The sequence below is a fragment of the Romboutsia sp. genome (genome assembly GCF_056995035.1).
The window spans coordinates 62,896-82,308 of sequence record NZ_JBXKIW010000057.1; the positions used below are offsets into that span (position 1 = coordinate 62,896).

General features: G+C 28.5%; 20 protein-coding genes and 1 other annotated feature. Of the genes, 17 read left to right on the forward strand and 3 right to left on the reverse strand.

Annotated features, from left to right (window positions below; translation table 11 throughout):
• The first annotated feature begins 3 nt into the window (after window positions 1-3).
• From AC11VW_RS09415 to AC11VW_RS09425, 3 genes are all read left to right on the forward strand, one after another.
• Window positions 4-1,065, forward strand: a complete 1,062-nt coding sequence (locus tag AC11VW_RS09415; protein ID WP_484301155.1) for a PTS sugar transporter subunit IIC — start codon at window positions 4-6, stop codon at window positions 1,063-1,065.
• Window positions 1,066-1,284: 219 nt separating this feature from the next.
• Window positions 1,285-1,544, forward strand: a binding site (T-box leader).
• 237 nt (window positions 1,545-1,781) lie between these two features.
• Entirely contained in the window at window positions 1,782-2,786 is a 1,005-nt protein-coding gene (gene asnA / locus AC11VW_RS09420) for an aspartate--ammonia ligase (RefSeq protein ID WP_484301156.1), read from the forward strand.
• An 85-nt stretch (window positions 2,787-2,871) separates the two neighbouring features.
• Entirely contained in the window at window positions 2,872-3,261 is a 390-nt protein-coding gene (locus tag AC11VW_RS09425; protein ID WP_484301157.1) for a YkvA family protein, read from the forward strand.
• Window positions 3,262-3,364: 103 nt separating this feature from the next.
• On the opposite strand, the gene AC11VW_RS09430 is transcribed toward AC11VW_RS09425, so the two are convergent.
• Window positions 3,365-4,441 (reverse strand): pyridoxal phosphate-dependent aminotransferase, encoded by a 1,077-nt coding sequence (locus AC11VW_RS09430; RefSeq protein ID WP_484301158.1) that lies wholly within the window; start codon window positions 4,439-4,441, stop codon window positions 3,365-3,367.
• Window positions 4,442-4,888: 447 nt separating this feature from the next.
• Here AC11VW_RS09430 and hpt point away from each other — a divergent pair, with 447 nt between their 5' ends.
• The 5 genes from hpt (at window position 4,889) to AC11VW_RS09455 (ending at window position 8,420) form a co-directional block, all read left to right on the forward strand.
• Window positions 4,889-5,410: a hypoxanthine phosphoribosyltransferase gene (gene hpt, locus AC11VW_RS09435; protein WP_484301159.1), complete on the forward strand. Its 522-nt coding sequence runs from the start codon at window positions 4,889-4,891 to the stop codon at window positions 5,408-5,410.
• 201 nt (window positions 5,411-5,611) lie between these two features.
• Entirely contained in the window at window positions 5,612-6,514 is a 903-nt protein-coding gene (locus AC11VW_RS09440; RefSeq protein ID WP_484301160.1) for a phosphatase PAP2 family protein, read from the forward strand.
• A 36-nt stretch (window positions 6,515-6,550) separates the two neighbouring features.
• On the forward strand, window positions 6,551-7,777 hold the full coding sequence (locus tag AC11VW_RS09445; protein ID WP_484301161.1) for a BaiN/RdsA family NAD(P)/FAD-dependent oxidoreductase: 1,227 nt from the start codon (window positions 6,551-6,553) through the stop codon (window positions 7,775-7,777).
• Window positions 7,778-7,881: 104 nt separating this feature from the next.
• Complete coding sequence (locus tag AC11VW_RS09450) at window positions 7,882-8,100, forward strand: alpha/beta-type small acid-soluble spore protein (RefSeq protein ID WP_484301162.1); 219 nt, start codon at window positions 7,882-7,884, stop codon at window positions 8,098-8,100.
• A 149-nt stretch (window positions 8,101-8,249) separates the two neighbouring features.
• Window positions 8,250-8,420, forward strand: coding sequence for a hypothetical protein (locus AC11VW_RS09455; protein WP_484301163.1), 171 nt, complete (start codon window positions 8,250-8,252; stop codon window positions 8,418-8,420).
• Window positions 8,421-8,499: 79 nt separating this feature from the next.
• Here the strand turns inward: AC11VW_RS09455 and AC11VW_RS09460 are convergent, their stop codons facing one another.
• Complete coding sequence (locus AC11VW_RS09460) at window positions 8,500-8,973, reverse strand: hypothetical protein (RefSeq protein ID WP_484301164.1); 474 nt, start codon at window positions 8,971-8,973, stop codon at window positions 8,500-8,502.
• A gap of 116 nt (window positions 8,974-9,089) precedes the next feature.
• Between AC11VW_RS09460 and AC11VW_RS09465 the strand changes: the two genes are divergently transcribed.
• The 7 genes from AC11VW_RS09465 to pduL all read left to right on the forward strand — a co-directional run bounded on the left by AC11VW_RS09465 (window position 9,090) and on the right by pduL (window position 16,392).
• On the forward strand, window positions 9,090-9,563 hold the full coding sequence (locus AC11VW_RS09465) for a hypothetical protein (RefSeq protein ID WP_484301165.1): 474 nt from the start codon (window positions 9,090-9,092) through the stop codon (window positions 9,561-9,563).
• 23 nt (window positions 9,564-9,586) lie between these two features.
• Complete coding sequence (locus AC11VW_RS09470; protein ID WP_484301166.1) at window positions 9,587-11,365, forward strand: GAF domain-containing SpoIIE family protein phosphatase; 1,779 nt, start codon at window positions 9,587-9,589, stop codon at window positions 11,363-11,365.
• Between the two features lie 11 nt (window positions 11,366-11,376).
• The gene (locus tag AC11VW_RS09475; RefSeq protein WP_484301167.1) at window positions 11,377-11,970 is read left to right on the forward strand and encodes a flavodoxin family protein; all 594 of its coding nucleotides are present in this window, start codon (window positions 11,377-11,379) and stop codon (window positions 11,968-11,970) included.
• A gap of 39 nt (window positions 11,971-12,009) precedes the next feature.
• Entirely contained in the window at window positions 12,010-13,179 is a 1,170-nt protein-coding gene (gene aroC / locus AC11VW_RS09480; RefSeq protein ID WP_484301168.1) for a chorismate synthase, read from the forward strand.
• The gene (gene aroB, locus AC11VW_RS09485; protein ID WP_484301169.1) at window positions 13,167-14,375 is read left to right on the forward strand and encodes a 3-dehydroquinate synthase; all 1,209 of its coding nucleotides are present in this window, start codon (window positions 13,167-13,169) and stop codon (window positions 14,373-14,375) included. Before aroC ends, aroB begins: the two co-directional genes overlap by 13 nt.
• Window positions 14,368-15,630, forward strand: coding sequence for a 3-phosphoshikimate 1-carboxyvinyltransferase (gene aroA / locus AC11VW_RS09490; RefSeq protein ID WP_484301170.1), 1,263 nt, complete (start codon window positions 14,368-14,370; stop codon window positions 15,628-15,630). The genes aroB and aroA overlap by 8 nt, the downstream gene beginning before the upstream one ends.
• A gap of 192 nt (window positions 15,631-15,822) precedes the next feature.
• Entirely contained in the window at window positions 15,823-16,392 is a 570-nt protein-coding gene (gene pduL, locus AC11VW_RS09495) for a phosphate propanoyltransferase (RefSeq protein WP_484301171.1), read from the forward strand.
• 40 nt (window positions 16,393-16,432) lie between these two features.
• On the opposite strand, the gene AC11VW_RS09500 is transcribed toward pduL, so the two are convergent.
• Entirely contained in the window at window positions 16,433-16,813 is a 381-nt protein-coding gene (locus tag AC11VW_RS09500; RefSeq protein WP_484301172.1) for a winged helix-turn-helix transcriptional regulator, read from the reverse strand.
• 338 nt (window positions 16,814-17,151) lie between these two features.
• Here AC11VW_RS09500 and deoC point away from each other — a divergent pair, with 338 nt between their 5' ends.
• Together deoC and AC11VW_RS09510 are read left to right on the forward strand one after the other, a co-directional pair.
• Window positions 17,152-17,823: a deoxyribose-phosphate aldolase gene (gene deoC / locus AC11VW_RS09505; protein WP_484301173.1), complete on the forward strand. Its 672-nt coding sequence runs from the start codon at window positions 17,152-17,154 to the stop codon at window positions 17,821-17,823.
• A 302-nt stretch (window positions 17,824-18,125) separates the two neighbouring features.
• Window positions 18,126-19,413, forward strand: a 1,288-nt coding sequence (locus tag AC11VW_RS09510) for a pyruvate:ferredoxin (flavodoxin) oxidoreductase (RefSeq protein WP_484301174.1), incomplete at its 3' end; no start/stop codon positions are given.

Sequence of the window (19,413 nt, forward strand, 5' to 3'; positions counted from 1 at the left end):
TATATGATGCAAATATTGATAGGTACTGCGCTACTTTTATTAGTTTTAGCACTATTTACACTATTTAGTTACAAAGCACCACATGGTATGAAAGCAATGGGAGCACTAGCAAGTGCAGCGTGTGCAAGTTTCTTGGTTGAAGCTTTTCATTTTGCTTTCTTTGGTCAAGTTTTAGGAATCAAATTTTTAGAAGGTGTAGGGGGAGCAAATGGTTCCCTAGGAGGAGTTGCAGCAGGTATATTAGTACCTCTTGCACTGGGAGTATCTCCAGTTTATGCGGTTTTAGTTGGTTTATCAATTTCAGGATTTGGTATACTTCCAGGATTTATAGCTGGTTACTTAGTTGCTTATGTAGTTAAGTTCTTAGAAGAAAAAGTACCTGCTGGTCTTGATTTAATAGTTATAATATTAGTTGCTGCTCCACTTGCAAGAGGTATAGCAATGGGTATGGATCCTATAGTTAAGAGTTCATTAACTCAAATAGGACAAGTTTTAATACAAGCTGCTGATGCTTCTCCAATAGTTATGGGTATAATATTAGGAGGATTAATAACAGTTGTTGCAACTGCTCCTTTAAGCTCAATGGCTTTAACTGCCATAATAGGCTTAACAGGTGCTCCAATGGCAATAGGGGCTTTATCAGTATTCGGTTCTTCTTTCATGAACTATGTATTCTTCTCAAAAATGAAGTTTGGTTCAAAGAAAGATACAATAGCTGTTGCTATAGAGCCTTTAACTCAAGCAGATATAATATCTGCTAACCCAATACCAGTATATGTTACTAACTTTATAGGTGGAGCTATGTCGGGTATAATAATTGCTATGATGGGACTTATAAATAATACACCAGGTACAGCGACACCGATAGCAGGTTTTGCTATAATGTTTGCTTACAATAGAGCAGACAAGGTACTAATAGCGGCATTTGGGTGTATAGTAGTAAGTGTATTAGCTGGATTTATAGGATATGCAATGTTTAAAGACTATAAAATAATAACAGCAGATGAAATAAGAGGAAATACTAGAAGAATAGATGATCATGATGGAGATGGTAATATAGTTTAAATTTGAAAAATTAAAAAAATTTAAAATATATAGTGAATTTAAGCTTTAATTTAATAAAATAAAGTTATTTCTTTAAAACTTAATATAAATAAATTAAAATTCGGAAAATGACCATAATAAGTAAAAATAGTTAATTAAACTAAAAAAATAATTATATTGACAGAGATAAGTTAATATATTAGAATTACTACAAGATACAATCGTAATAAATAATAAGTCCTAAAGACCTTGAAAGGAAGAGTAGATATAGTATGTAGTCTCAGCGAGTTGGTGATAGTGAGAGTCCAATACGAAGCCTATATTGAAGAACATCCTGGAGTTGCTAACCGAAATTTTATCATAAAGAGTAGGCTTAGCCGGAACCAATCCGTTATCAAGTTGGAATGTACTGGGATCAATCTCGCTACATTAATAAGGAGAGCTTGATTTTTCAAGTTAATCAGGGTGGTACCGCGGAAGAACAACCTTTCGTCCCTATATTTTATATATAGAGACGAGAGGTTTTTTTATATACAAAAAAGGTCATGGCCAGACCTAGTCACAATATTACAATCAAAATAGAAATAACAAGTAGTAAAAATGTATGACGTCATACTCAAACTATAAAATTAGATTTAAAATATCGAGACTATCTTAAAGCAGTTTATAAAATTAATTATGTAATATAGTTAAAAAAGGAAATTATAAAAAATTAAAATATAAGGAGCGTATAAAATATGTGTTTAATAATACCAGAGCAATATAAAACTAGTTTAGAAGTTATTCAAACTCAACAAGCGATAAAACATCTTAAGGATTTTTTTGAAAATAGATTAGGAGAAACGTTAAAACTTACAAGAGTATCATCACCATTATTCGTATTACCTGAAACAGGTACAAATGATAATTTAAATGGAATAGAAAAAGCAGTAAGCTTTGAAGTTCCAAATATGGGTAAAAAAGCTGAAGTTGTTCAATCTTTAGCTAAATGGAAAAGAATGGCTTTGAAAAAATATGGTTTCTCAGTTGGAAGAGGACTATATACAGATATGAATGCGATTAGAAAAGATGAAGAACTAGATAATATCCATTCGATATATGTAGATCAATGGGATTGGGAACTTATGATAGATAAAAGCGATAGAAATATGGAAACTTTAAAAGATGTAGTTACAAAAATATATAAAGTATTCAAAGAAACAGAAGAACATGTTCGTAAAATATATCCACAAATAAAAAGAGTTCTTCCACAAGAAATAACGTTCATAACATCTCAAGAATTATTAGATATGTATCCAGAATTAACACCAAAGGAAAGAGAAGATAAAATAGTTAAAGATAAAGGTGCAGTATTCTTAATGCAAATAGGAAAAGAACTTACTTCTGGAGAAAAACATGATGGAAGAAGTCCAGACTATGATGATTGGGATTTAAACGGAGATATACTTTTCTATAACCCAATATTAGATAATGCATTAGAGCTATCTTCAATGGGAATAAGAGTAGATGAAGAAAGTTTAGATAAACAGTTAAGAGTATCAGGATGCGATGACAGAAGAAGTTTAGATTATCACAAAGCTTTATTAAATGGAGAGCTTCCATACACTATAGGTGGAGGAATTGGTCAATCAAGAATATGTATGTACTTCTTAAATAAAGCTCATATAGGTGAGGTTCAAGTTGGAGTATGGCCACAAGATATGGTTGAAAACTGTAGTGAAGCTGGAGTGCATTTACTTTAATTATAATAAATTAAATTTAATATATTTATCAAAATAAGCATATAGGTTATAATAGATTTTAAGTTAAACTTATGGGGTGATAAATATGAAAAACTTAATGAAAGTAATAAATGTTTTATTAGATGGTTTAAAAAGAGTTTTAGTGAGATTTAGAGAAGCTAAATTGGGATTGCTTTTTATCATAAACATATTTAAGATACCTGACTTTATAAGTGATAAAAGAGTAAGTATAATAAACAAGTTCAGATTAATATTTGCTTTAGCTACTGCAATTGTATATATAGTATCTGGGATAGACTTTATACCAGAAATGATAGCTGGTATATTTGGATTTATAGATGATATATTTGTATTGGTTTGGAGCTTAGGTATTGTTAATGAAGAAATAGAAAAATATAAAAAAATGATAAAAGAAAATAAAGATCCTAATGTCATAGAGGGTGTAGATTTTCATATAAGAGATGAAAAAGAGTAGTGATAAAATAATAAGCCAATAAATTTATTTTAAATAAAACAAAAGCCTTCAAGAAAATTTAATTTTCTCGAAGGCTTTTGCTATAGCACATAGGAAATTATATTTATTTTAAGATACTATTTAAAGAATCTAATAGAAGTTCATTTTCATCAGGTCTTAAAATGCATACTCTAAAGAAGTATTCATCTAATCCATCAAAAGAAGCACAATCTCTAATTATAATTTTATGAGGAATTAATTTTTCTCTAACTTCTTTAGCAGTTAAGCTCTTTGATGTAATCTCACATAATATGAAGTTACCTTGGCTATCATAAACCTTCAAATCCTCTAACTTTCTAAGTTGATTAATTAATAAAGTTCTTTGCTCAGTCATCACATTAACAGTATTATTTATAAAATCATTATCCTTAAACATGATTTCACCCATCAAAGAAGCTAAAATATTTACATTCCATAAATCTAAACTAGAGTTAATACTTTTTTGTATTTTTTCATTAGAAATAAGTCCATAACCAAGTCTAATACCTGGAGTAGAAAAGAACTTAGAAGTACCTCTTATAACAAATAAATTATCATAAGTATCAACTAATTTAGTAGAAGAAAATTTATCAGAATCAGTAAACTCTATATAAGTTTCATCTACCATAACAAAAGCCTTTGTGTTTTTTAATAACATCTCAATTTCACTGCATGTAAAAGTAAATCCAGTTGGATTACTTGGATTACATATAATTATTAATTGGTAGTTATTTTTATTAACATTATTAATAAGTTCATTTATATCGATTTTAAAATCGTTTTCTTTTTTAGAATAATACTTATCAATTCTACACCCAATCTTACTTAATTCTTTTTCGTACTCAGAATAAGCAGGAGAAAGCAATAAGGCATCATCAGGATTAATAGTTTTTATAAAAGAAGATATTAATTCAGTTGCACCACTTCCTAAAATTATATTTTTTTGTAAACAATTACAATAATCTGATATGGATTTTTTTAAATTTATGTAATTAGGATCTGGATATATAGAAACTTGATTTATATTATCTATAACATATTGCTTAGCAAGTTTAGATGCTCCAAAGGGATTTATATTAGAACTAAAATCTAAAAACTCATTTTTTGAAAAACCATACTTTTTAGACAAATCATATAAATTAGCACCATGATTTACACTCATAAAAATACCTCCTTAGTTAGTTTGTATATTTAAATTATATATGTTTCCATAAATATTGTCACTATGCAAATATATTTAATTTAATAGTTAGAAATCGGTAAATTACTTTACTTTGATGTGATCTTTATACCAATTAGAAAGTATATGAAAAAATGAAAATATTAAATGAACATATATATAATACAAATAAAATTTTAAGTGCAAGGAAATAAAAAATTATTTATTATGTAGGTGAATGATAATTTACAATATAATAAATATAAAATTTTTAATTAGAAATTGATTTTAATAGTATAGGCGATTTATGGGTAAAGTATAATATAACAAATATATATTAATTTATATATAAACGAATTATTCTTAAAAATAGTATAAAAACATTCTATTATTTATAGAGATATGTTATACTATTTTTATAATAATATACGTAAAATCAGGAGGATTAATATGTTCAAAGTTACAGAAGTAATGATATCTGAAGAACAATTAGCAAATAAAGTAAGTGAATTAGCTAAACAAATAGAAAAAGATTTTAAAGGCGAAGAATTATTAGTAGTAGGAATACTAAAGGGAGCAAGTGTATTTGTTGCTGATTTAATAAGAAAAATAAATTTAGATGTTAATATAGATTTTATGAGTGTTTCTAGTTATGGAAATTCAACTGAAAGTTCAGGTACTGTAAAAATACTAAAAGACTTAGATGTTGATATAGAAGGAAAGAATGTACTAATAGTTGAAGATATAATAGATTCAGGATTAACTTTAAGTAACTTAGTTGCAGCACTAGAAACAAGAAATCCTAAGTCTCTAAAGCTATGTACACTATTAGACAAGCCTGAAAGAAGAAAAGCTAATATACCTGTTGACTATGTAGGATTTGTTATAGAAGACAAGTTTATAGTAGGATATGGAATAGACTATGCAGAAAAGTATAGAAACTTACCTTATATAGGTGTAGTTGGACAATAATAAATTTAAATTTATAAAAGTCAATTTTGAAAGCACTAATTTTATAATTAGTGCTTTTTTGATTATAAAAATTTTTAAAACTATATAAGACATCACTTAGAAAAGTAAAGTTAAATTTGATATAGTTGAATAAATGTATATAAATATACAAAAAATTTAGGTATAATTGCATAAGAGATAACTAATCAGGAGGATAAGACTATGGATATTCAAATGGGTATATTACAATTTTTCCAAGGGATAAGAAATCCAATACTTAATACTATGTTTTTAATATTGACAATAAGTACAGAATTACCAGTTATAGTATTATTTACGGCATTTATATATTGGTGTTTAAATAAAAAATATGGTCAAAGAATTCTATTTTCACTAATAGGAAATATAACTTTAAACACAGGAATAAAAGAATTCTTCAAAGCCCCAAGACCTATAGGTATTAAAGGAATAAAATCTATGAGGGTGTCAACAGCAACAGGATATTCCTTTCCAAGTGGTCACACTCAAACAGCAACGTCTTTTTGGGTGAGTATAATTACTATATCTAAGAAAAATTGGGTAACTGTACTAGGAGTAGTGATGATTCTAGGAGTAGGACTATCTAGGTTATACTTAGCTGTACATTGGCCGATAGATGTACTTTGTGGATGGATATTGGGTATAATATTTACTATTTTATTTGGTAAAATATTTGACTATGTTGATAAAAATAAAAAATACTGGGTTTTATCATTAACATTAGTTCCATTTATATTAGGTATATTTTTATTAAACAGTGAAACATATATAAAAGTATTTGGTTTATTAACTGGATTTGTATTAGGATATATAGTTGAAGATAAGTTTATACAATTTGAAACTGGTGATAATATAAAAGGTCAAATTAACTTTAATAGTAACCCAAAAAGAAATAATAATAAAAGTAAATTAATTAGAAATATATATAGATTTTTAATAGGAATAATAACATTGGGAGCTATGTATTTAGGACTTAAATATATAATGCCAAGTGGATATATATTTAATTATATAAGATATGCTATAGTAGTATTTTATGGTATAGCAGGTGTTCCAGCTATATTTAAATTATTTAAATTGGATTAATTAAGAAAAAAGACATATATTAAAAGAGGTGTAATTTTGAAAAAAGTAGTAATAATAGGAGCAGGAGCTGCAGGTATGATGGCAGCTTCTGTAGCGGCAGATAGAGGATTAGATGTAACTTTAGTTGAGAAAAATAATAGAGTCGGAAGGAAAATTTTAATAACGGGAAAAGGTAGATGTAATATAACTAGTGACTGTGAAATAGAAGAGTTAATAGAAAATGTACCTACTAATGGCAAATTTTTATATAGTGCATTTTATACATTTACAAATACAGATGTTATAGATATGTTTAATAACCTTGGTGTAAAAACAAAAACAGAAAGAGGAAAGAGAGTTTTCCCTGAAAGTGATAAAGCTCATGATATAGCTAATGCACTTGAAAAACAAATAAGAAATAAGAATGTAAAAATAATATTAAATGCAGAAGTAAATAACATAGTATCAAAAGATAATAAAGTAGAAAAAGTTATTTTAAATAATAAACAAGAGATAAAGTGTGATTCTGTAATAATTGCTACAGGAGGACTTAGTTATCCTCTTACGGGTTCAACAGGAGATGGATATAAATTTGCAAAATCTCTAGGACATACAATAACAGATATCAAACCATCATTAATAGGAATGGAAGTGCAAGAAAAATTCGTATCAGAATTAGAAAAATTAGCACTTAGAAACATAGCTATTACAGTATATAATAGTAAAAATAAAAAAATATACGATGACTTTGGAGAACTTGAATTTACTAAATATGGATTAGATGGTCCCGTAATTAAGTCAGCTAGTTGTAGAATGAAAGATACTACTAAAGAAAATTATAAAATAGTTGTAGATTTAAAACCTGCACTAGATGAGGAAAAACTAGATAAGAGAATACAAAAAGATTTCCAAAAGTATACTAATAAAAAATTTGAAAAGGCATTGGGTGATTTATTACCTAAAAAATTAATACCAGTAATAATAAAATTAAGTGAAATAGACCCAGAATTAGTAGTGCATCAAATATCTAAAGAACAAAGAAAGAATCTAGTTAATTTATTAAAGAACTTAACTTTTACATTAAAAAGATATAGACCAATAGGTGAAGCTATAATAACATCTGGAGGAGTAAAAATAAGTGAAATAAATTCAAGTACAATGGAATCTAAGTTAGTAGAAGGTTTATTCTTTGCTGGTGAAGTTATTGATGTTGACGCATTTACAGGAGGATTTAATCTCCAAATTGCATTTTCAACAGGATATTTAGCGGGGTATTATTGTTAGATATTGTTGAACTATAGTGGAAAAAGTTACCTAGGATTAAAATTTTGTATCTTCATATAATAGTATCAAGCAACAAAATTATATCAGAAAGAAGGTAATCAACAATGTCAACTAACAATAACAATAAAAAAGCAGTACCAGGAGCAAAAGCAGCTTTAAATCAAATGAAACTAGAAATAGCTAATGAACTTGGAATGGAAAACTACCAACAAGCTGATAAAGGAAATCTTACAGCTAGAGAAAATGGATATGTTGGTGGATATATGACTAAAAAATTAGTTGAAATGGCAGAGCAACAAATGTCAGGAAAACAACAACAATAATAGAAGATTAATTACAAGTAAGGAGCTATCTTGAAATAGAAGATAGCTCCTTACTTGTAATACTAAAATATATAAAACAGTAAACTTGGATAAAATCCTTATGAATGGATAAAATAAAGAAGAAATATATTACATAAGGAGTGGTACGTATGTCTACTATGAACTTTGAAGAAGTAAAAACTAAATTTATAAATGGGGATTTAGATGAAAAAATTCGTATTTATACAACAACAGAAGGATTATCAGTAAATGAATTTAGAGAATTATTAAGATACTATCCAATACAATACTTATCAAAATTAGAAAAAGCATTAGGATAAGATTATAAATCCTTAGTATTAAAATAACTAATAAATAAAAAAAGAAGTCATATGACTTCTTTTTTATGTTTTCAATTTTTTAACTTAGATTAGATTTATGAACATAATTATATATTCTTTCATTTCCTAATTCAATATCTCCTGTATCTATAAACTTTATTACACTTTCTACATCAAGAGCTGTTAAATATTCATAAGGGATAGATAAACTATAGCTATTAGAAGCGAGTAAATTTTTAAGCTGAATCTTTTGAGGTATAGTTGGTTTATCAGGAATAGTTTTATTTTTTTTCTTTTTACTATTTGATAAAGTTTCATTTTGCATATGTATTAGTGTCTGTATATAATCGACATAGGATAGCTTAAAGTCTTGCTCCGCTAGGGTTTGTTCATCTAGTAGATCATTGATAGATCCGTCTTTTAATATATTGTCGGCAAATTTATCAGCAGTAAGCTTACCAGTTGTAATTCCCTTTTGATATTTACGAAGAACTTTTTTTGTATAGCTATATATTTTACTACGTGTTTCGAGATCAAGCTGTTCAATTTGCATAAAAACCACTCCTTTGGATTAAATCTTAAAAGATTTCGTCTTTTTTAGTATTGACAAGTATAAAAAATATTATAATTGTGAAAATTAGAAATATATGTAAAAGGAGTGATTTTAATATGATAAATGGAATGATTAAGCTATTTTATTCAGAAATAGTAAAAACAAAGATGAAAGGAATGTCATCATCGGATTATACATTAAGAGATGAGTGTAAGGAAATTAGAAATATTACTTTAAAAATAGATAGTATGTTTTTAAAATTTATTAAGCTAATGATGGCAATGGTTATACTTATATTAGCATTTAATATAAATACCATATTGGGGGTAGGAACATTTTTAGTAGAGATAGCCTATATAATATACAAAATCAAGCTAGAAAAGCAAGTAAGAGAAACTATAGAAAATTTAAAAAATAATATTGAATTACCTAAAATGGATATAGTTAGCGAAAGAAGTAAATCAGGATTAAATGTACTTATAATGCTTTTAATGATTGGGTTAATAACAGAATTTAACATACCTATAATAGCTAGTTTTATGCTTGTTTTTATATTTACTATAAAAGACATATATAGTAATATAAAATAGACTGATAAAATTAGGGGGTGAGTATGAATATGAGTAATTGTAATAATGATAGTCAAAAAATGAAAAAATTAATAGATATATCATTTATGGTGACAGAATCAATAGACTTTTTTAGTATAAAAGATAAAATAGTAGAAAATATGCTTGAAGTGGTTCATCCAACTAAGGCATGTGTGAATTTATTTTATAAAAATAACTATCACCATGCCTATTTAGTGTGTTCAGAAACTTTAGAATACATATCACAAGCCTTTCCTATTAATAGCCCAAGAGGTGCAAGAATAAATTTTAATGAATATCCTAAATATGTGAAGGAAGCTGTTAAAGAAAAAAAAATAGTATATATACAAAATATATTTGAGGATGAAAGAGCAAAAGAAGAAAGAGAATTAGCAAAAGCGGAAGGATATACAGGTAGAATTGTTTTTCCACTTATAATAAACAATGCAGTAGTAGGTTTTATGACTTGTTTTTTAACAGAAGAAGATTATTTAACACAACAGGATATAGGCTTTATATCTTCTGTATCATCTTTAATAAGTTTATCAATAGAAATAACTACTAAAAATAATAATACGCAATTATTAGTAAATAAGTTAAGAGGTGCAATAGCATCTATAAATGAAGCTACAAGAAAATTATATCTTAATAAAAACTTAAATGGATTCTTAGAACATTTAAGTAAACAAGCTTGTAATATTACAAATAGTAAGGAAGCTATAATAATTATTAACGACCAAGAACATAAAAAGGAAGTATTTAATTACTATAATAGTGAAGATAAAAATCAAATAAATGTGTATCCGATAGTAGAGAGTATTTTGTCTCAAGAAACTATGGGGGCATATTCTAATAATATAAAAATAAATAATAAAGATACAAGTAAAATAGAAAGCTATATATATTACAAATTAAAAGATAAAAATGAAGTGATTGGTTGCATAGTATGTGCAAATAGCCAAAACTATACTAATGATGATTTAAATATATTAAGTATATTAGCTAAGCAAGTTTCAGTAGCAATGCAACTTTATGAATATAATATTGAAGAAGTTAAACATAAGGTGTTAGCAAATGAGCTTAATCTTTTAAATAAACAGCAAAAACTTATAATGGATAAAGGTAAAATGGAGTGTAATGATCAAAAAGAATTAAGTTATTATCATAAACCAGCAAGAGTAGTAGGTGGGGACTTCTATTATGCTATGAGAGTTGATGATGACAATATAGTCTATATAGTAGCTGATGTTATGGGTCATGGTATGGTATCTAACTACGTAGTAGCAATGATAAAAGGTGCTTTCAAAGTACTTTGTCATCAATATAAAACTCCAGGGGAGATAATGACCAATTTAAATAAAATATTATATGATGAGTTTGATAAAATGGGAGTGTTTACTACTTGCTTGATTAGTATGATGAATACAAAAGAAAACACAATAACAATATCAAATGCAGGCCATTATAGTCCGATAATGATTAAAAACGATGGTTCAGTAGTAGAAGATTTAAGTTGTATAAAGGGAATACCAATAGGAATAATGGAAGATGCCCAGTATGTTGACAATACTAGAGATGTAGTAGAAAATTCTATGGTATGTATGTATACAGATGGGATATTAGAAATAAAGAATGAATCAAAAGAAGAGTATGGAGTTTCTAGATTAGAAACATTCTTACGAAATAACTTTAGATTTAGTCAACAAGTATTAGTTGAAAATCTAAAAATAGAGTTAAAAGAATTTGCGAAGAAAGATAGCTATGAGGATGATATTCTAGTAGTTATGTTAAAAGATAAATAGGGGGGATAGAAATGCATCCAGAGATTTTAATAATAAATGGAAGTCCAAGGAAAAATAAAAACTGCTTTTCTATAGCAAATCAAATAAGTAACAATTTAACAGAAAATAATATAAGTAGTGAAGTATTTAATATATACGATATCAACATAGAATATTGCACAGCTTGTGGATTTTGTGATAAAGCAGGTTATTGTAGAATAAAAGATGATATGACACCAATGTATGAGATGTTTGATAAGGCAAAAGGTGTAATAGTAACAAGTCCTGTACATTTTGATTGTGTATCAGCAAAGTTAAAAACCGTTGTAGATAGAACTCAAGCAATTTATGCAAGTAAGTATGTATTAAATAAGCCATCAATAGATAGAAATAAAAGACGTATAGGAATGTACATTGCAGTAGGTGGAAGTAAACCATATGAAACACAATTTATGGGAGGGCAAATAGTAATGGACTTTTTCTTTAAAAGTGTAAATAATAAACTGCTTTACAGCCTTCACTTAAATAATACAGATAAAGAAGGCTATGAAGGAAATAGTGAATTTAGAAATACTTTAAAAGAAAACTTAGATAGCTATATAAAAGACATAAAGAAGCTTGATTAATCAAGCTTCTTTAGTGTATAAAAATTAAGGAGATTTGAAATGTTAAGATATCTAACAAGTGGAGAATCACATGGACAAAGTTTAATATCAATATTAGATGGAGTTCCAGCTAATATTGAACTAAATATAGAAGAAATAAATCACGAACTTAAAAAAAGGCAAGGCGGATATGGTCGTGGTGGAAGAATGAAAATAGAACAAGATAAAATAAACATACTAGGTGGAGTTAGAGGAAGAAAAACTCTAGGAGCTCCGATATCTATAGAAGTAAAAAACAAAGACTATGAAAATTGGACAGAATATATGAATCCAATGGAAGAAGTAGATTTTGAAACTAAGAAGGTAAGCAATGTAAGACCAGGACATGCAGATTTAGTTGGATGTTTAAAATATGATTTTGATGATGCTAGAAATGTTCTTGAAAGGTCTAGTGCTAGAGAAACAGCAAGTAGAGTTGCAGTAGGAGCTATTTGTAAGCAAATTCTTAAAAATTTTGATATAGATTTTACATCTCATGTTGTTCAAGTTGGAAGAGTAGCTGACAAGAATGTATATGATTTTGAATATATAAAAGGCAATGTAGATAATAGCCAAGTTAGATGTGTAAATGAAAGCGTAGAAGAAAAAATAATAGCGGAAATAGATAAAGTAAAAGTAGAGGGTGATACCTTAGGTGGAGTTATAGAAGTAAGAGTTAAAAATGTAGTTCCAGGTTTAGGTTCATACACTCATTTTGATAAAAAAATAGATGGAGAGTTAGCCATGCATCTAATGGGAACTCAAGCTATAAAAGGTGTTGAAATAGGAATCGGATTTGACGTTGCTAGTTCAAGAGGTTCACAGGTAATGGATGAAATTTATTACGATGAACAAAATGGAATAACAAGAGCTACAAATAGGCTAGGTGGCATAGAAGGTGGAATGACTACAGGTGATGAAATAGTTATTAGATGTGCTATGAAACCAATACCAACGCTATACAAACCGCTTAATTCAATAAATGTAAATTCTCTAGAAAGTTACGTAGCCAGTATAGAAAGGTCAGATAAATGTGCAGTACCAGCGTGCAGTGTAGTTTGTGAAAATGTAGTAGCATTTGTTATTTGTAAGTATTTCTTAGACAAAATAGGTGGAGATAACTTATCAGATTTAAAATCAAATTATGACTCATATATAAAAAGGCTAGGTGAAAGAGGATGGAAAAAATAATAAATTCTACTTGTAATGTGGTTATAGAGAATAGTTATAAGTCCTTTAATGAAGCTGTTTATTATTTTAATAAAAAGCAACATACTAATAAGACTAATATAGATGATAAAGCTCAATTTAATATAAATGATGTATATGATGAAGTATTAATAATAACGGACCGAAATGTATATAACCATCAAGTGGATGATTTAATAAATAGTATAAAAGGTAAACTTATATATGAATACATAGTTCCTGCTGGGGAAGATTCTAAATCTTTAGAGGTTTACGAACAGATAATGAATTATTGTATAAAAATAGGTTTATCCAGAAAATCAGTTATAATTGCAGTAGGTGGTGGAGTTGTTGGTGACTTAGGAGGATACATAGCATCTACTTATATGAGAGGCATAGATGTTATACAAGTACCAACTAGTTTACTAGCGCAAGTAGATTCATCAATAGGTGGGAAAACAGGAATAAACTTAGGTAAATTCAAAAATATAATTGGATCTTTTTATCAGCCGAAATTTACATATATAAATATAAATTCATTAAGAACACTATCTCAAGATGAATTTATAAGTGGTATGGCAGAGGTTATAAAATATAGTGTACTTTATGATTACGATTTTTTAGATTATCTAATAGAAAATAGTGAAGATGTATTAAATAGAGATAATAAGTGTTTATATTATATAGTGAATAAATGTGCAAGTATAAAGGTGGATATAGTAGGTCAAGACGAAAAAGAAGGTGGACTTAGAAAAATACTAAACTTTGGACACACCTTTGGACATGGAGTAGAAAAGCTTTGTAAAATTAGTCATGGTGATGCAGTTAGTATAGGAATGAATATGGCTTTTAAGTTAGCTATATCAGAAAAGTTAATATCTCAAGATTACTATGATAAATACATAGAAGTATCTAAGGCATATGATTTACCATTACAATTTGAAACTCCTTTTAATGAAGATGATTTTGGATTTGAAAATGAATTAGAAATAAATAACAATGATTCTAAAGAGCATAGTTTATCTCACAATAAAGATATTTTAGCTAAAGAAATTTTAAATATAATGAAAATCGATAAGAAAAATAGCTTTGGAAAAATAAATTTAATATTGCCAGTAGAATTAGGTAAGGTTGAAGTAAGAAATGACATAGATGAATATAAAATACTAGATATAATAAGGAAGTGTAACCATGCTTAAAGGAAGTTTTGAACTTATAGGGGACAAGTCTATATCTCATAGATCAATAATGTTTTCAGCAATATCAAAAGGACATAACAAAATAAGCAATTTTTTAATGGGACAAGATTGCTTAAGTACAATAGCATGTTTCAGAAAAATGGGCGTAGACATAGAAATAGAGGGAAAAGATGTATTTGTAAAAGGTAATGGATTACATGGATTAGAGAAACCTTTAGATATATTAGATGTAGGAAATTCAGGAACAACAATAAGACTTATAAGTGGCATTTTAGCAGGGAATAAATTTGATGCTACTTTAATAGGAGATGAATCAATAGGCAAAAGACCTATGAAAAGAGTTACAGATCCACTTAGACTCATGGGATGCAAAATAGAAGGGAAAGATGATTCAAATTATACACCTATAAAAATTTATGGTGGAAATCTACATTCAATAGATTACAAAATGCCAGTTGCATCAGCTCAAGTAAAGTCTGCTTTAATACTTGCGAGTCTTTATGCTGATGGAAAAAGTACTATACATGAAAAAGTTAGAAGTAGAAATCACACAGAAATAATGTTAAAGTCTTTCGGAGCAGATATTAGTATAGACGACTTAGCAATAAATATAAATCCAGTGAAAGAATTATTCAGCCAAGACATATACGTTCCAGGAGATATATCATCTGCTGCATTTATAATAGTTGGAGCCTTAGTAACTAAGGGTTCTGAAGTTATGATAAAGAACGTTGGATTGAATGAAACTAGAACGGGAATACTAAATGTAGTAAAAAACATGAATGGAAATATAGAAATACTAAATGAAAGGCTAGTAGGAGGAGAATTAGTAGGAGATTTACTTGTAAAATACAGCTCTAATTTAACTGCTACAACAATAGACAAAGCTATAATACCAAGACTTATAGACGAAATACCAGTAATAGCGGTGCTTGCAACTCAAGCTGAAGGTATTACAATAATAAAAGATGCGAAGGAATTAAAAGTAAAAGAAAGTAATAGAATAAAGGCAGTGGTAGATAATCTAAAACTTATGGATGCAGATATAGAAGAATTAGAAGATGGTATGATAATAAAAGGTAAAAGTTCTTTAAAAGGAGCAAGTATACAAACCTTCAAAGACCATAGAATAGCAATGGCATTTTCGATTGCAAATTTAGTATGTGATGGAGAGGTTAAATTAGATAACAAGGAATGTATTGACATATCTTTTCCAGGGTACTTTAAGTTATTAAAGGATTTATCCTACAATTAACAGCAATAAAGAATAAAATTAAATATTAATTAACAAAATAGTATAAAAGGGTTTTTGAATATTTAATAGAAATATGATATAAAGTAAGACATAAAATTATTAAGTTAATTCTATGAAAAGGATTTGCTTTAATAAGTAATATTATGTATAATTGTATCATGTATACAAAATATATTTAGGAGGAATTTTTATATGAAATTACCAATAGCATTATCTAATAGACATGTTCACTTAAGCCAAGCTGACATAGAAACTTTATTCGGTGCAGGACATGAGTTAACTCATTTTAAACCATTATCTCAACCAGGACAATTCGCATGTGACGAAAAGGTTGACTTAGTAGGACCAAAAGGAACTTTAAAGGGTGTTAGAGTTTTAGGACCAGCTAGACCAGCTACACAAGTTGAAATATCTTTAGCAGATGGATTTGCTTTAGGTGTAAAAGCTCCAATAAAAGAATCTGGAGATGTAGCAGGAACTCCTGGTGTTAAATTAGTAGGACCAGCTGGAGAAGTAGAATTAGCAGAAGGTGTTATAGTTGCTTCTAGACATATACATATGAACCTTGATGATGCTGCTAAATTTGGAGTAGCTGACAAGCAAATAGTAAAAGTTAGAACTTTCGGACCAAGAGCTGTAGTATTCGAAAATGTATTAGTTAGAGCTCATCAAAACTTCGCTTTAGAAATGCACGTAGATGTTGAAGAAGGAAACGCTGCAGGAGTTAGAAATGGTGAAGAAGTAGAATTAATAGCACAATAATTATATATAAATTAAAGGCATGTGAATTTCACATGCCTTTTTATTTTGAAGTAACTTTTTCTAGAGTTTCTCCGTATTCAATTCCGTAGCTATACATTTGTTCTAGTAAAGGAATCATTTTTTCTCCCATTTTAGTCAAACTATATTCAACTTTAGGTGGAATAACTGGATATATTTCTCGATGAACCAAACCATCCTCTTCAAGACTTCTTAATTGATTTGTTAACATTTTCTGAGTAACATCAGGTAATTTTCTTTTAATTTCACTAAATCTAAGACATCCACTACTTAAATACCATAATATTAAAATTTTCCATTTACCTGAAACTAATTTATGAAATAAAGTTATTGGGCAGGTATTATACTTAGCACAACGATTACTCATATGACATTTATGGTGAGAAGTTACAACTTTATCCATAAATAAGCACCTCACTTTAAAATATTCTGTTCCTATTATATCATAAAAAGAATTATTGAATGAAGAAAAAAAATTTACATATTAGAAAACTATTACAGTATACTTTTATATACTATATATATATAAGGTGCCTACATATAAATAAAGTGCCTACTTGTGAAGATGAAAGTTAAGGCTTATTATAAAAATGTAATACCAACCGAATTAAAATAAAAACTAATAAAAATTATGAATGTTAAATGTTCTCAAGGAAAAAATAAGTTTATAGAGTTTTCATAATATGTTAACATATTATGGAATAATATAAACTTTAATGTAGAAAAAAGGAGAACAAATAAATGAATAATAAAATAGCTAAAATGATAGATCACACAATACTAAAGGCAACTGCTACTAAAGAAGAGGTTGTAAAGATATGTAATGAAGCAAAGGAATATGGATTTTTCTCAGTTTGTATAAATCCAACTCAAATAGAATTCGTAAAGAATGAATTAAAAGGAAGCGATGTAGCCGTTTGTACAGTTATAGGTTTCCCATTAGGATCGAATACACCACAGGTTAAAGCCTTTGAAACTAAAGATGCAATAGCTAAAGGTGCTGATGAAGTAGATATGGTTATAAATGTAGGTGCATTAAAAGATAAAAACTATGACTTAGTTTTTGAAGAGATAAAAGCAGTAGTAGATGCGGCTGATAAGAAAGCTTTAGTAAAAGTAATAATAGAAACTTGTTACTTAAGTGATGAAGAAAAGAAAATAGCATGTGAATTAGCAGTTAAAGCTGGGTGCGATTTCGTAAAAACTTCAACAGGATTTGGAACAGGTGGATCTACTCCAGCTGATATCAAACTTATGAGAGAAACTGTAGGACCAAATATCGGAGTAAAAGCTTCTGGTGGAGTTAGATGTGAAAAAGATGCAATAGCTGTTATAGAAGCTGGAGCAAGTAGAATAGGAGCAAGTGCATCTATCGAGATAGTAACTGGTGGAGAAAGTAAAAGCGACTATTAATAATAGAATATATATATATATTGATTCAACTTATAATTTGGTGGGTATATAATAAAATAATGTATTAATAATATTGAAAATTACAAAATTTTCTCGAAATACTTAAATATGTTATTTATATAAACAAAAAAGAAGGAGACCTCTATCAAAGTATAGAATATTTTGTTTATTATGTAATAATTGTAATTATGTAATGTTTTATGTATTGGGGGGATAATTGTACTTTCATGTACAATATATCTACAGTACACGTAATTTATAGTTTAAGTACATAAGAGTAATATATAAGGAGGATACATATTATGGCAAGATTTATGAAAACAGTTGACGGAAATACAGCTGCTGCTCACGTTGCGTATGCATTTACTGATGTAGCTGCAATATATCCAATAACTCCGTCTTCAAACATGGCTGAGGTAGTTGACGAATGGTCAGCTCAAGGAAGAAAGAACATATTTGGACAACAAGTTAGTGTTGTAGAAATGCAATCAGAAGCAGGTGCTGCTGGAGCATTCCACGGTTCTCTACAAGCTGGAGCATTAACAACAACATTTACTGCATCTCAAGGTTTATTATTAATGATACCTAACATGTATAAAGTTGCAGGGGAGTTACTTCCAGGAGTATTCCACGTAAGTGCTCGTGCTCTTGCATCTCAAGCATTGTCTATATTTGGGGACCATCAAGATGTTATGAGTGCTCGTCAAACTGGATGTGTATTATTAGCTTCTGGATCAGTTCAAGAAGTTGCAGATATAGCACCTGTTGCTCATTTAGCAGCTATAGAAGGTAAATTACCTTTTATACATTTCTTTGATGGGTTTAGAACATCGCATGAAATTCAAAAAGTTGAATTATTAGAAACGGAAGATTATGCAAAATTATTAAATATGGATGCAGTTGAAGCATTTAGAAATAAAGCTTTATCTCCAAATCACCCTGTTACTCGTGGTACAGCTCAAAATCCAGATATATACTTCCAAACTAGAGAAGCTTCTAACAAATACTATAATGATATAGTAGGAATAGTTGAAAAATATATGGATCAAATGAGTGAATTAACTGGAAGAAAACATAGTTTATTTGATTACTATGGAGCAGCTGATGCTAAAAATATAGTAGTAGCTATGGGATCTGTTACAGAAGCAATAGAAGAAACAATAGATTATGTAAATGCTAACGGTGGAAGTTTCGGTTTAGTTAAAGTTCATTTATATAGACCATTCTCAACTAAGCATTTATTAGATGCAATACCAGCTTCAGCAGAGAGAATATGTGTACTTGATAGAACTAAGGAACCTGGTTCAATCGGTGAGCCATTATACTTAGATATACGTGCTGCATACTATGAATCAGAAAAGACACCAATGATAATAGGTGGAAGATACGGATTAGGATCAAAAGATGTTACTCCATCAGAAATCAAAACTGTATTTGATAACTTAGTTTCTGAGAATCCTAAGAATAACTTTACATTAGGTATAGTAGATGATGTAACTAATACATCATTAACTCCATCAGAGCCAATCAAAATAGCACCTCAAGGTACTATAAGATGTAAGTTCTGGGGATTAGGATCTGACGGTACAG

Bases quoted from the DNA above. Each gene is read 5' to 3' on its own strand.
- AC11VW_RS09455 (WP_484301163.1), top strand. From the start codon at position 8,250: ATGTCTACTATGAACTTTGAAGAAGTAAAAACTAAATTTATAAATGGG.
- aroB (WP_484301169.1), top strand. From the start codon at position 13,167: ATGGAAAAAATAATAAATTCTACTTGTAATGTGGTTATAGAGAATAGT.
- AC11VW_RS09425 (WP_484301157.1), top strand. From the start codon at position 2,872: ATGAAAAACTTAATGAAAGTAATAAATGTTTTATTAGATGGTTTAAAA.
- AC11VW_RS09470 (WP_484301166.1), top strand. From the start codon at position 9,587: ATGAATATGAGTAATTGTAATAATGATAGTCAAAAAATGAAAAAATTA.
- AC11VW_RS09440 (WP_484301160.1), top strand. From the start codon at position 5,612: ATGGATATTCAAATGGGTATATTACAATTTTTCCAAGGGATAAGAAAT.
- AC11VW_RS09430 (WP_484301158.1), bottom strand. From the start codon at position 4,441: ATGAGTGTAAATCATGGTGCTAATTTATATGATTTGTCTAAAAAGTAT.
- AC11VW_RS09465 (WP_484301165.1), top strand. From the start codon at position 9,090: ATGATAAATGGAATGATTAAGCTATTTTATTCAGAAATAGTAAAAACA.
- deoC (WP_484301173.1), top strand. From the start codon at position 17,152: ATGAATAATAAAATAGCTAAAATGATAGATCACACAATACTAAAGGCA.
- hpt (WP_484301159.1), top strand. From the start codon at position 4,889: ATGTTCAAAGTTACAGAAGTAATGATATCTGAAGAACAATTAGCAAAT.
- aroC (WP_484301168.1), top strand. From the start codon at position 12,010: ATGTTAAGATATCTAACAAGTGGAGAATCACATGGACAAAGTTTAATA.
- AC11VW_RS09450 (WP_484301162.1), top strand. From the start codon at position 7,882: ATGTCAACTAACAATAACAATAAAAAAGCAGTACCAGGAGCAAAAGCA.
- aroA (WP_484301170.1), top strand. From the start codon at position 14,368: ATGCTTAAAGGAAGTTTTGAACTTATAGGGGACAAGTCTATATCTCAT.
- asnA (WP_484301156.1), top strand. From the start codon at position 1,782: ATGTGTTTAATAATACCAGAGCAATATAAAACTAGTTTAGAAGTTATT.
- pduL (WP_484301171.1), top strand. From the start codon at position 15,823: ATGAAATTACCAATAGCATTATCTAATAGACATGTTCACTTAAGCCAA.
- AC11VW_RS09500 (WP_484301172.1), bottom strand. From the start codon at position 16,813: ATGGATAAAGTTGTAACTTCTCACCATAAATGTCATATGAGTAATCGT.
- AC11VW_RS09415 (WP_484301155.1), top strand. From the start codon at position 4: ATGATGCAAATATTGATAGGTACTGCGCTACTTTTATTAGTTTTAGCA.
- AC11VW_RS09460 (WP_484301164.1), bottom strand. From the start codon at position 8,973: ATGCAAATTGAACAGCTTGATCTCGAAACACGTAGTAAAATATATAGC.
- AC11VW_RS09475 (WP_484301167.1), top strand. From the start codon at position 11,377: ATGCATCCAGAGATTTTAATAATAAATGGAAGTCCAAGGAAAAATAAA.